A 13,004-nucleotide genomic window follows, 5' to 3' on the forward strand; every position below is an offset into this window, starting at 1 on the left:
TTGCGGCTCACAACCCCGGGAGTCCTGGCCATGGCGCATGCCTTCGCGAACACCCTCACCGAGTTCTCCACGCCCTCGGGGCGCAGCGGCAAGCTGTTCTCACTGCCGCGGCTGGCCGAGCAATGGCCGCAGGTGAAGCGGCTGCCGGTGTCGCTGCGCATCGTGCTGGAGAGCGTGCTGCGCAACTGCGACGGCAAGAAAGTGACCTCCAGCCACGTCGAGCAGCTCGCGGGCTGGCAGCCCAATGGCGAGCGGCAGGAGGAAATTCCCTTCGTCGTCGCCCGCGTGGTGCTGCAGGACTTCACCGGCGTGCCGCTGCTGGCCGACCTGGCCGCCATGCGCAACGTCGCCGCCGACCAGGGCCGCAACCCCAAGCTCATCGAGCCGCTGGTGCCCGTGGACTTGGTGGTGGACCACTCGGTGATGATCGACCACTACGGCAAGCCCGAGGCGCTGGACCTCAACATGAAGCTGGAGTTCGAGCGCAACCGCGAGCGCTACCAGTTCATGAAGTGGGGCATGCAGGCCTTCGAGACCTTCCGCGTGGTGCCGCCGGGCTTCGGCATCGTGCACCAGGTCAACCTGGAGTACCTGGCGCGCGGCCTGCACCGCAACGCCGACGGCGTGAGCTATCCCGACACCCTGGTCGGCACCGACAGCCACACCACCATGATCAACGGCCTGGGCGTGGTGGCCTGGGGCGTGGGCGGCATCGAGGCGGAAGCGGCGATGCTGGGCCAGCCGGTGTACCTGCTCACGCCCGACGTGGTCGGCTTCGAGCTCACCGGCAAGCTCAACGAGGGCGTCACCGCCACCGACCTGGTGCTCACCGTCACGGAGCTGCTGCGCAAGCACCGCGTGGTGGGCAAGTTCGTGGAGTTCTTCGGCGAGGGCACCCGGTCCCTCGCCCTGCCCGACCGCGCCACCATCGGCAACATGGCGCCCGAGTACGGCGCGACCATGGGCTTCTTCCCGGTGGACGAGCGCACCGTCGAGTACCTGCGCGGCACCGGCCGCCCCGAGGCCGACATCGAGCTGTTCGAGGCCTACTGGAAGGCGCAGGGCCTGTTCGGCGTGTCGCATGCCGGGGACATCGACTACTCGCAGGTGGTGTCGCTGGATCTCTCCACCGTGCAGCCCAGCGTGGCAGGCCCGAAGCGTCCGCAGGACCGCATCGAGCTGGGCCAGCTCGCCAGCACCTTCACCGAGCTGTTCAGCAAGCCGGTGCCGCAGAACGGTTTCAACCAGCCGCCGGAGAAGCTGCGGCAGGTCTTCACCACCACCGGCAGCGGGCTGGAGATCCGCAACGGCGACGTGCTGATCGCCGCCATCACCTCCTGCACCAACACCTCCAACCCCGGCGTGCTGCTGGCCGCCGGGCTGCTGGCCAAGAAGGCGGTGGAGGCCGGGCTGACGGTGCAGCCGCACATCAAGACCTCGCTGGCGCCGGGCTCGCGCGTGGTCACGGAGTACCTGCAGAAGGCCGGGCTGCTGCCCTACCTGGAGAAGCTGGGCTTCGCGGTGGCGGCCTACGGCTGCACCACCTGCATCGGCAACGCCGGCGACCTCACGCCCGAGCTCAACGAGGTGATCTGGCGCAACGACCTGGTGTGCGCGGCGGTGCTGTCGGGCAACCGCAACTTCGAGGCGCGCATCCACCCCAACATCAAGGCCAACTTCCTGGCCTCGCCGCCGCTGGTGGTGGCCTTCGCCATCGCCGGCACGGTGCTCAGGGACCTGATGAGCGAGCCGGTGGGCCACGGCAGCGGCGGCAAGCCGGTGTACCTGGGCGACATCTGGCCCAGCAGCGACGAGATCCACGCGCTGATGCGCCACGCCATGGACCCGGAGGCCTTCAAGGCCAACTACGCCAAGGTGGAGAGCGCGCCGGGCCCGCTGTGGCAGGCGATCTCGGGCGTGGCCGGGCAGGTCTACGACTGGCCGGAGAGCACCTACATCGCCCGGCCGCCCTTCTTCGAGGGCTTCACGATCCAGCCGCAGGCGCTGGTCAGCGGCGTGAAGGGGGCGCGCATCATGGCCCTGTTCGGCGACTCGATCACCACGGACCACATCTCGCCCGCCGGCTCGATCAAGGAGGCCTCGCCCGCCGGCCAGTACCTGATCGAGCACCACGTGCTCAAGCCCGACTTCAACAGCTACGGCTCGCGGCGCGGCAACCACGAGGTGATGATGCGCGGCACCTTCGCCAACGTGCGCATCAAGAACCTGATGCTGCCGCCCAAGCCGGACGGCTCCGTGGAGGAAGGCGGCCTGACGCTGTTCCAGCTCGACGGGCCGGAACAGGGCGAGAAGATGTTCATCTACGACGCGGCCATGAAGTACCAGGCCGCGGGCGTGCCGACGGTGATCTTTGCCGGCGAGGAGTACGGCACCGGCTCCAGCCGCGACTGGGCGGCCAAGGGCACGCAGCTGCTGGGCATCCGGGCCGTGGTGGCGCGCAGCTTCGAGCGCATCCACCGCAGCAACCTGATCGGCATGGGCGTGCTGCCGTTGCAGTTCCGAGGTGACGATTCCTGGCGCTCGCTGGGCCTGCGTGGCGACGAGGTCATCGACATCGAGCTGCCGCCGGGCGAGGTGCGGCCGCAGAGCGAGGCCACGCTGCTGATCCGCCGCGGCGACTCCACCCAGCGCGTGACGCTGACGCTGCGCATCGACACGCCCATCGAGGTGGACTACTACAAGCACGGCGGGATCCTGCCGTTCGTGCTGCGGCAGCTGCTGCAGGCGGCGTGAGCTCCGGACCGTCGGCGCGGAAAAAAGCCGCCCTCGGGGCGGCTTTCCGTAGGGGCCTGACGGCGAACAGGCCGCATCACTCCTCGGCGTCGATGTAGGCGTAGCCGCCATGCCCGCCCAGCGCGCAGTCGGCGGCCTCGACCTTCAGCGCGAAGGTGTCGCCGACGTGGGCGGCGGCGGGAATTTCCACCAGCTGCCACGGAATCGACTTCCACTGCCCGTTGCGGTAGGACTTCCAGCCGGTGTAGCTGGGGTCATTGCTGTAGAAGCGGCGGTGGTACAGGGTGGTGCCCTTGGTCTGATTCGTGACCGTCACCTCGATGTAGGGCTGGTCCTTGGGCGCGTGCTGTGGGTCCTCCAGCACCGCCGCCCAGTAAAAGCGCAGCACCGGGTTGGTGGCCTGCGGCACCACGGCAGCCTGGGCCAGGGTACTGATGTGGTAGCTGTTGTCCTGGTTGTTCAGCCGGCCGGCATAGCGCCCGAACATCGAGGTGCCCAGGTCGGTCGCAATGGGGTCGAAGCTGCCACCGGCCACCACCGCGCTCTTGTCCGAGGGCACGACCTGGCTGCCGCCACCCCAGACATGGCGCTCCGACGCCCAGGCGGTGAAGTCGCCGGTCTCGAAGCCGAGGTTGCGGAAGAAGAACTGGCCGGCGACGCGGACCTTGAACTGCTTGAAGGCATGGAAACCGCCGCCCCAGGACTTGCTGCTTTCCGACACCAGCAGCATCACGTCGGTACCCGCGGCGGCGGGCAGCTTGGGCACGCTGATGCGGAAGGTGTTGTCGCTGCCGGACACCGGCACCGCGCTGCCGAACCTCGTGCCGTTGAGGTAGACATGCACGTAGCGCTGGGCATTGGGGTTCTGCGCGCCGGCCGCCCGGGGCACGGCGCCGGTGATGGCGACGTTGCTGTCCGAGCCCACCTCGAAGGTGTTCTTCACGGTGGCCGATTCGGTCGGGGCCGTCAGCGCGATGCGCGGGAACTTGCTGGAGGCCCAGCCGCTTTCCGCGCCCTGGAACAGGTTGTCCAGCGTGGCATGGGAGTAGGCCTGGTTGAAGCTGGCGAAGGCGAAGCGGTCCCAGGTGGTGGCCTTGACCGTGTAGGTGCCGAAGCCGGCCACCGGGTCCCACGGCAGCTCCACGACCTCGGCCGGGAAGTTGTTGTCGTAGAACAGGAAGGCCTTCTTCGCGCCGTCGTAGGCGTACACCGTCACCGCATGGCCCTTGGTCCACTTGAAGAAGCCGCCCACGCCCATGGCCAGGATCTGCGCCTGCTTCGTGACGATGAGCTGCGACAGCAGGCTGAAGCCCGTGAAGCGGTCATTGAGGGCGCGGGTCAGGAAGCTCATGTCGTTGGCCCAGTCCAGGGCCTGGATGTGGGCCTTCTGGTTACCGGCCTGGTAGGCCCGTGAAATCAGCTCGCGCACGGTCTGGTCATCCTCTTCCAGCGTGCCGTTGCCTTCCTTGTAGAGGCTGAACAGGCCGGCGCCTTTGGAGGGCTTACGGGCCACGTGATACCAGGCCGAGAAGCCCGCCATGCCGAAGCAGTTACCCCCGGGCGAGTCGTAGCTGCCGAAGTTGTGGGCGAAAAAGCCGTCCACCGCGGGCGAGAAGCCGACATTCGTCGCCAGCGAGGCCGGCGTCGGCGGCGTGGTGCCGAAGAGCCGGTCCAGCACCAGGACGACGTACTTGGAAAAGTGAGCCGTCATGAAGCTGAGCTGGCCGTTGGCGCGGTCCAGCGAGCGGATGGTGACGGGGCTGTAGCCGCGGATGTTCTCGTCCCAGACCACGACGATGGGCACCGCGTTCGCGCCCAGGGCATTCCTGTCGAAGGGCACCGTGACGCGCACGGCCTGGCCGAAGTCGATCGTGCCGGAGCGGGTGAGCACCAGCGTCTTGCTGATGGCCTTGGCGCCGAAGGCCAGGGCCTCGGCGTTGAGCGGTCCGGGCAAGGCGTCCTGGTGGCTGATGGCAATGGTTTCCTTGGCGCCGGGCATGGCCTCGGCCGGAATCTCCACCTTGGCGCCGCGGATGGGGCTGTTGGGCGAAGTCACCACCAGCGTACCGCCGGCATCGGAGATCTCGCTCCGGGCATCCGCCGCCGGCCCGGAAGGCGGAGGCTGCACGACCCGCGGCCGGAAAACCGAGTGGCTGCCATCCCCACCTCCGCCGCAGGCGGCGAGCACGACAGCGGTCAACAGCGCTGTCAGCAGGCTCCTGAGCGGGCGACTGCCCAGGGTGCTGCGAATTTCTTCTTTTCGCACGGTATGTCCTCCGGGTTATGGGCCGCGAGCGGCCGCGACAGGGCACTCCGGACGGCGGTATTGCAAGCCGCGCGAAACCGGAATACGGGACCAGTGCTTGGGGGCGTTTTCTACCGGGCTGGCCGGCGGCGCGAATAGGCCGAAAGTCACAACGCCCAGGCCGCCTCGGCGCAAAGCAGCTGCGCGACAGCCGGGCCGCCGTCGGCGCCCTGGTCCGGCGTGCCGAGCATCGGCTGCAGGCCGGCCCGCGGGCGCGGAGCGCAAGGCCTGCCGCCCAGCGTCATCAGCCCAAACCCGCAGGCGCGGCTCCGGCCCGGACGCACGGCAGGGGCCCCGCCCTGCCGCCCCGCGCTACCGCGTCCGGCGCCGCCGCCAGTGGCGCAGAGCCAGTGCAACGATCAGGCCTCCCACCACCCCGGCGCCCAGCATGGTGGTGAGGGCGGTGTCGTAGGACAGCTCCGGCCAGAAGCGCCCCAGCAGCCACAGGGCGGCCCCGAAACTGAGCCAGAAGCCGGCCAACAAGCCCACCACCAACAGCGCCATGCGCGCCTCCTTCCGCTGCCGGCTTTTCTATAGCAACCGAGGGACGGCGTGGCTTGATGCGTGACAGGTGAGCAGTTGGGAGGTATGGCTGATTCGGAGGGTGAGCGAGGGGACGACCGGACTTCGGCATCAGCCCGTTCCAACTGGCCCGCACCCTCCTTCGTCGTGCCCGTGCAGGCGGGCATCCACGATCGCCGGGGTGCGACCTGGGTCTGTATCGCACGACGCCAGCGCTCCCAAACTGCGTGTAAATCCCTGTGGATGCCCGCCAGCGTGGGCATGACGAGGAAATAGTTCAGCTTCGAGCGAGATGCCAAATTGCCCCGCCACGAATACCAGCCTTGGAATGTCAGCTCAAGAAATCAGCAATTTGCGCGTGCTTTCAGGAAGCAGCCGCAGTGGCAAGGCGGCCATCACTTTGGGCTGTGTGGCTCCAATTGCAGCCGCGCGGCTTGACGCACCGCCTCATCGGGATCGTTGAGCGCCGACTGCAACAGCGCCCTGCCCTCGCCTTCCGCCGCGAGTGTTTCCACGGCCATCAGCCGCACCGCGGGGTCGGCATCACGCAAGCCCTGAATTTGGTAAGCGAACGCCGCGTTCGAGTCGTTGCTCACCAATCCACTCAATGCCTGCGCGCGCACCTGCGCATCAGGGTCGGACAGGGCGGTTTCCAAGGCGGCCCGGGCCGTGGCCCGATCCACGCCCGCCTCACTGCCTTCAGCGAGCGTCGAGATGGCCTGCAGCCGAATGGCGGGATCGGCATCCGTGGCCAACCGAATAGGCGAGCGATAGGCCAATTCCGCGTCGAGTCGCCGACCCGCGTCCCTGTGCCCGTTATCGCTTCCCGCAGCGAAACCTTGGCCTTGCGGATAAACCCATACTGAAACCAGACTGCGCGCGGCAGAATTTCGCGCAGCAAAATAATAGATGCTGTCGTAATGGGCCAGCACCCGGGCCAAGCCTTGCTCAACCGGCATGCCGCGCATGGAGACGGAAACTGGATGCGCGGCAATCTCGCCTGGCACATGAAAGTCAATTCCGCTCTGGCGCCCGATCTCATTCAGCACTGAGCCCAGCGCCTGATTTTTGACCGACAGGCTGAGGAGACCGTCGGAAATGCCAACGGCTTTGCCTGGCTCAGCAGCCGGGCTGAGGCCCTGCCCCTGCGACAGCGGTTCGGGAGCCATCGGCCTCGGAGCCGGAGTTGCCGCCAATCCTGGCACTGGAGTTGTCTGAGCCGCGTCCTGCCCACTCTGCACACTCCAGTATCCAAATTGGATGATATTCAACACGCCCAGTCCGATACTTAGGGCTGTCAGAAAAGACGTTCGCGACATAAAACCTCAACCACCAAGACAATGACCCCGGCGCCGGCAGCCGTGTGAATCTCTAGGGCGTATGGAGGCACACCACAGTCAGGGACGAATCCGTCACGGCGATGGTGGAAGGTTCGGCAGTCAGCCTTCTTCCCAGAAGACGGAAGGTATGGGTACCGGTCCCGTTCAAGCCATTTGACCGGGTCAGCCCGGTAAATTGGCCCGTCGTGGCCACGGGCTTGATTCCGGTGTCGCGAACATTCGGGTTGTCCACAAAGAAAAGCGTACGCTCGAAGCCGCTGTCAGTAAGAGGATTGATATCGTTCCGAGTGACGGTGAAAATATACCGGTTTCTGACGCCTTCGTCAGCCACCTCGAAGGAAACGTCCGCGCTTGCATTCACGACACAGCCGTGTACCGCGGTGTCGGACGAACTGATTGCAATAGAAACAGTTCTCAGGGTGGTCCAATTGCTGTTGTCGGTGACAAGTCGGTCACTGCTCCCGGAAGTCCCTGTCGCAAAATTGCCCGCAAGCGCGACGCCCGGCAAAGCCGCCAAGCATGCGATGGCGACAGACGAACATCGATTCTTTGCCATAGCCTTCTCCTCCGGCTCGAACCCCTGGCAGGGCTGAAGGATTCAAAGCACAAAGCACGCCCCGGGCTTGCGACCTCGCCCTGCATTCACGGTGCTGCAATACCCAGTTATTTCAAATTAGCCATACAACTGGCTTGCGTGGCGCCAATTTATGAAGGCAGGCGTAACTTTGGTTACTTTACGCCTTGCGACTTTCTTCCCAGCACTGCCTCTAGTTGACCAAGAACACCCAACGCATAAAAACCCTTGACCCGTCCACCATCCAGCGTCAATATTCGATACACCGTTTGTCCACAACACCCAATTCCACTAGATTTTCAGCAAATTATTTGACACCCCACAACACCATCTGCGTACACCGAAACAACGCAATCTTCTTCCCGGTCGCCTCATCCGAAACCACCGCATCCCAAACCTGCGTATTCCTTCCCAGGTGCTGGGCCGTGGCGACGCAGGAAATCACCCCTTCCCTGACCGTCGCCAAGTGGTTGCTCTTGAGCTCGATGGTCGTGAAAGAAGTGGCGCCTTCCGGCAAATGCGCGATGGTGGCGTAGCCGCAGGTGGTATCCGCCAGCGCCACCACGCTGGCGGCGTGCAGGAATTCGTTGGGCGCGATGTGGAGTTTCTTTACCGGCATGCGGCTGCGCAACGCGCCTTCTGAAATTTCCAGCATCTCGATGCCCAGGTAGCCGGGCAGGTATTCCTGGCCGCGCTGGTTCAGGATGTCGATGGTGATTTGCGGGCGGAGTTTGCTCATGAGTGTCTCCAGATAATGAAAATGATTAGCGCAGCGTCGCCCCAGCCAACTTCACGCCAAACCCGATGAACGCCGCACCCACCCCGCCCGTGCCCGCCGCCGCCAGCTTCTGGTGCCGCCGGAATTTCTCGGCCAGCCGGGCGCCGGCGAATATCAGGACGGTCAGGTACAGCGCGCTGCACAACTGCACGATCAGCCCCAGGATCAGGAAGGACAGCGCCGGGTGCGCGTAGCCCGGGGCCACGAACTGGATGAAGAAGGAGACGAAAAACAGGATCGCCTTCGGATTCATCAGGCTGATCACCAGCGCGGTGCGGAAAGGCCGCAGGTTTTTTTCCTCGTCCGACGGCACAGATTCGCCCGCCCTCACCTCATCGCCTTTCCAGCCCTGCCACGCCGCCTTCAGCAGCTTGAATCCCAGCCAAGCGAGATACGCGGCGCCGGCGTATTTCAGCGCGTAGAACAGCGCCGGGGTGCTGTGCAGCAGCGAGGCAACGCCGGTGGCGGACAGGATCATCAGGATGGTGTCGCCGAGGAATATGCCGGCCGCGCCGCGGTAGCCCACTGCCACGCCCTTGCGCGAGGCCACCGTCATCACGTAGACCGAATTGGGCCCGGGCAGCAGCACGATGAAGACCGTGCCGAGGATGAAGGTGGTCAGATCGGTGATGCCGTAAATCATCTGTAGATTTTGGCACCGGCCATCGGCGTTACCACCACGCGGAAGACGCGGCCGCGCACTTTTTGGCGCCCTCGCCATGGCAGCACCGCGAATCCTGACGCGACGCTGACAATTCCACGGCACAGGCCAGGACGAAATCAATTCGCACCCCGGTCCTGCAGCAGGAAAACCGGCGCCGGGCCGCCCCGCCGAGCGCAGGGCCGCTGCCTTATTTCGGCATGTCCGTCTGTCATGAATCTTCTGCAAACGTCGTCCGCCGGTTTCCGGGCATGAATATGTTCCCCGGCCTGCGCCAGCGCGAGGCGGGGATTCTGTCCGTCAAAATCCCTTCCTACCATGATGTGGACCGGCCGGCTGTTTTCAGGATTGGAGGTCCGCCATGCGCTCCCCTTATTCATTCTTGACCCTGGCCGCAGTGCTGGCCGCCGCGCCGGGTTTTGCTTCGGCCGATGCCACCGCCAGCGTACGCCTCACGCGTTTCGGCTATTCGCTCATCGACCTGAATCCCGGTGACGGCATTGCACCGGCCGTGAGTTTCGAGGCCCTGAATCACGGCGCCGGCGTGCGTGCCCGCGTCACCCAGCAATTCAGCCCCTGCTGCGGGAATGTCTACCGCGAGGAAAGCTGGCGCTCGGATTTTTCCTTTTTCCCCGACATCGGCCGTTCCGCCAGCCTGTCCGGCGCCGATGCGTCAGCGCTGCTGTCCGGCGATATTCACACCCATGATTTCAGCGCGGTGGTGGAAGGACGGGCCCGCAACCAGCGCGGCGACGGCCTGTTTTTCACGGAATTCATCGCCGGCGCCCAGCCCGCCTCGGGCTACGCCCTCTCCAACAGCCATGCCATCACCCTCACGCCGTTCACGCGGCTGGTCTGGACCGGGCAGCTCAGCCTGGATGCGCAGAAGACGGGCTTCAGGCCCGGACTGCGCTACGAATGGGCCACGGCCGATGTCGGGCTGGAACTGCACTCGGAGAGCGCCGGCATCGTCGATGCCTTCCATGCCGAGATCCGCACGCCGCGCGGGGGGCCGGGCGGGATCTCGGAAAGTTACGACCTGTCGCTGAGCTTCAGCAATGCCGGCGCGGCCCCGGCCTTCGGCTTCCTGCGGGCCGACATGGGCATCTGGGGCCAGACCTACCTCCCTGTGCCCGAGGCCGGCACGCCGTGGCTGATGCTGTGCGGCCTGGGCGTGCTGGCCCTGGCGCGGCGGCGCCGGCAGGCACGCAGGGCCTGGCCGGCCCTGGTGGCGCTGGCCGGGCTGGCGACGGCGCCGGCCCAGGCCGACATCCAGACCTGGTCCCGGGTCACGAACTTTGGCTACACGCTCATCGACCTCAACCCCGGCGACGGCATCGCCACCGGCATCGAGTTCTCGGTGCAGCCCGGCCTGGGCTCGGGCGGCTCGCGCGTCGAGGCCGAGTTCTGGCGCCGCGACCCGCGGCTGGACCCGGGAGGCCACACCTTCACGGGCAGCGAGCTCAAGACCGACGGGCTGCGCATGTTCACGCCCATGGCCGCGTCCGTCGGCATCGCGCCGGGCATCGAGGCCTCGGCACGCATGGAGGGCGCGGTGGCGAACCACAGCTTCCTGTTCGAAGCCCAGGGCCGGATGCGCAACGAGGCCGCGGGCGGGTCGGCCTACCAGGGCTCGGCGTACCAGGCCATCACGCAACCTGCGGACGACCCCTGGAGCGGTACCACCATGTTCCGGCTCACGCCGTTCACGCGCGTGGTGTGGAGCGGCGACTACGCCATGCGCGCGCAGACCACGCTGGGCCGCTTCGCCGACAGCAACGAGATTGCCACCGCCGCGCTGACGGTGCAGGCCGCGGACCCCTGGAGCGGCGAGGCCTTCGACGGCTTCTTCAAGAACCTGGAGCTGGTCCAGACGGAGCCCGGGCTGCTGACGGACGGCGGCTCGCTGAGCGTGTCCTTCGCCAACGAGACTGCCGCACCGGCCTTGGGCAATCTCTACGTGCGGGTGGCCGCCTTCGGCTCGGTCCAGGAGGCCCTGGGCCCGAATGCGCCCCCGGTGCCCGAAGCCGGCACCTGGGCGATGTGGCTGTGCGGGCTGGGCGTCATCGGCGCCGCGGCACGTTCGCGCCGGCGCGCCGCGGCCGGCGGCTGAAACGGGGCCGGGGCCGGGTCCGGGTCCGGCGCCGAGTCCGGCCCGGCTTCAGGCCACCGCCACCTGGGCGACGAGGGCTTGCTGCCGCTCCAGCGCCACCTGGGCCCGGCGCGAGGCGCGCAGGTGACGGCCGACCAGGTCCTCCAGGTAGCGCGCCAGCGCCGGCGCCTGGCGCAGCGCCGCCTCCAGCGAGGGCGACGGCGCCAGGCCCTGCAGCGCCTTGCGCTGCGCCTCGTCCGCGGCCTGCAGCTGCTCGGCGGCCAGGCCGTTGACGGCCACCCACTGGCACAGGTCGCGCAGGAAGCTGCGCAGCACGCGCGCGTCGCGGTACTCGCGCAGCCGCTGCGCGGCGTCCACGCCGCTGCCGGGGTCGGTGAGCTCGCGGATCTCGGCCTGGAATTCCTCGCTCGACAGCCGGTCGCAGCAGGCCGACATCTGGTTCCAGTACAGGCTGGCGTCGGTGAGCGAGCCCATCACCTGCCCCAGCGCCTCCACCGCCGCCTGCAGCGTGCCCACCGCCAGCGTGGCGCCCTCGGCATCGGTGACGGCCCTGAAGCCGTGCAGGGCCTGGGCGTAGCCCGCCAGCACCAGCAGCGAGCGGCGCCGGTCCTGCTCCAGCGTCAGCTGCCGCTGCAGCACGCGCAGCTTCTCGTCGCGAATGATGTCGTGCGCGCCGGTGGCGGCCCGCTGGCGCGTGGCGCCCTGGCGCGCCAGCTCCTGCAGCGCGGCGCCCGCCGCGGCGTAGGCGGCCAGCGCCTCGCGGACGGCGGGCTCCAGCGGCTGCAGCTCGCCGCGGACGCCGGCCAGCGCGCTCACGGCGGCGGAGAGCTCGTCGCCGAGGGCGTCGCGCTGCGCGCGCCAGCGCGCCAGCACGGCGGCGTCCTCGCCACCCGCGGCCTCCGGCTGGCCGGCCCCGCCGCCCAGTGTCCGCTCGGCGATGCGCTGGTTCATGCGCGCCAGCAGGTTGCTGAGCTCGTTGACGCGGGCCTGCAGCCCGGCCTGCCGGTCACGCACCTCCAGCAGCTGGCCCAGCCCCGCCTCCGCGGCCTCGCGGCACGCCTGCGCCTCGCGCCGGGCCTGCGCCGTGTCGGCGCCTTCCGCGCCGTCCGCATCGGCGGCCAGCAGCGTGTCCACCGGGTCCAGCATGGCGGTGAAGGCGCCCAGGCCCACGCCGGCCGTGCCGGCCAGCGCCGACACCATGCCCATCACCAGGGCGCGGGCCGAGTCGCTTTCCTGCAGCGCGCGCGCCTCGTGGTGCAGCGCCTCCATGCCCGCGAGCTGCTCCACCAGCTCGGTGCGCAGCGTGCGCTCGGCGCGCTGGCGCTTGAGCATCTCCAGCCCGGCCTTCTCGGCGCCGAGCTGGCGCTCGCGCTGGCTGGACAGCGCCTGCAGCGTGCTGGCGCGCACCTTGGCCGTCTCCACCTGCAGCTGGCGCATCTGCATCGCCAGCGCCTCGGCCGCGGCGGACAGGCTGGCCGAAGCCTCGGCGCAGTGCGCCAGCCGCAGCGCGGCCAGCCCTTCCTGGCCGGCCAGCAGGGCACGGTAGGTCTGCACCAGCTGGCCGACGATGTGGTTGGTTTCGGCGCGGAAGCCCGCCATGGTCTTGAGCGCGTCGCTGCACAGCAGCGACAGCTGGCTCTGCAGGGCCGCGATCTCCACCGGCACCGCGCCGCAGCGCGCCCCGGCGGCGGCGTGGTAGGCCATCTGGAACAGCTCCACCGCGAGGTCCAGGTGCTCCGTCACGTCGTGCAGGCTCAGCTGCCGCAGCACGTTCTTGCTCTCCCGTTGCACCAGCGGGTCCTGGTACGCCGGCGCCACGGTCAGGCTGTAGCGCCGCCCCTGCAGCACCAGGGCGTCTTCCGATTCGCGGCCGTGGCCGATTGCGCCGTTGTCCATGTCCGTTCCTGCGGCTTCCCGGGCGGATAAAGGCACCAATCTACGGCGGCGTCTCCCTGGT

9 protein-coding genes are annotated in these 13,004 nt (G+C 67.8%); 2 read left to right on the plus strand and 7 right to left on the minus strand.

Going from position 1 to position 13,004, the window contains the following annotated elements; genetic code table 11:
• The first annotated feature begins 30 nt into the window (after positions 1 to 30).
• Complete coding sequence (gene acnA / locus HHL10_RS06820) at positions 31 to 2,754, plus strand: aconitate hydratase AcnA (RefSeq protein ID WP_169159589.1); 2,724 nt, start codon at positions 31 to 33, stop codon at positions 2,752 to 2,754.
• A 76-nt stretch (positions 2,755 to 2,830) separates the two neighbouring features.
• On the opposite strand, the gene HHL10_RS06825 is transcribed toward acnA, so the two are convergent.
• From HHL10_RS06825 to leuE, 6 genes are all read right to left on the minus strand, one after another.
• Entirely contained in the window at positions 2,831 to 4,882 is a 2,052-nt protein-coding gene (locus HHL10_RS06825; protein WP_169159590.1) for a hypothetical protein, read from the minus strand.
• A gap of 489 nt (positions 4,883 to 5,371) precedes the next feature.
• Positions 5,372 to 5,563, minus strand: a complete 192-nt coding sequence (locus HHL10_RS06830; RefSeq protein WP_169159591.1) for a hypothetical protein — start codon at positions 5,561 to 5,563, stop codon at positions 5,372 to 5,374.
• A 413-nt stretch (positions 5,564 to 5,976) separates the two neighbouring features.
• Entirely contained in the window at positions 5,977 to 6,750 is a 774-nt protein-coding gene (locus tag HHL10_RS06835; RefSeq protein ID WP_169159592.1) for a HEAT repeat domain-containing protein, read from the minus strand.
• 202 nt (positions 6,751 to 6,952) lie between these two features.
• Entirely contained in the window at positions 6,953 to 7,477 is a 525-nt protein-coding gene (locus tag HHL10_RS06840) for a hypothetical protein (RefSeq protein ID WP_169159593.1), read from the minus strand.
• 325 nt (positions 7,478 to 7,802) lie between these two features.
• Complete coding sequence (locus tag HHL10_RS06845; protein ID WP_169159594.1) at positions 7,803 to 8,234, minus strand: PaaI family thioesterase; 432 nt, start codon at positions 8,232 to 8,234, stop codon at positions 7,803 to 7,805.
• Positions 8,235 to 8,259: 25 nt separating this feature from the next.
• On the minus strand, positions 8,260 to 8,916 hold the full coding sequence (leuE, locus tag HHL10_RS06850) for a leucine efflux protein LeuE (protein WP_169159595.1): 657 nt from the start codon (positions 8,914 to 8,916) through the stop codon (positions 8,260 to 8,262).
• A 379-nt stretch (positions 8,917 to 9,295) separates the two neighbouring features.
• Here leuE and HHL10_RS30415 point away from each other — a divergent pair, with 379 nt between their 5' ends.
• Positions 9,296 to 11,047, plus strand: coding sequence for a PEP-CTERM sorting domain-containing protein (locus HHL10_RS30415; protein ID WP_235971135.1), 1,752 nt, complete (start codon positions 9,296 to 9,298; stop codon positions 11,045 to 11,047).
• A 48-nt stretch (positions 11,048 to 11,095) separates the two neighbouring features.
• Here HHL10_RS30415 and HHL10_RS06860 read toward each other — a convergent pair whose 3' ends face one another.
• Complete coding sequence (locus tag HHL10_RS06860; protein ID WP_169159596.1) at positions 11,096 to 12,943, minus strand: coiled-coil domain-containing protein; 1,848 nt, start codon at positions 12,941 to 12,943, stop codon at positions 11,096 to 11,098.
• Between the last annotated feature and the right edge of the window lie 61 nt (positions 12,944 to 13,004).

The sequence above is a fragment of the Azohydromonas caseinilytica genome (genome assembly GCF_012927045.1).
GTDB lineage: Bacteria > Pseudomonadota > Gammaproteobacteria > Burkholderiales > Burkholderiaceae_C > Azohydromonas > Azohydromonas caseinilytica.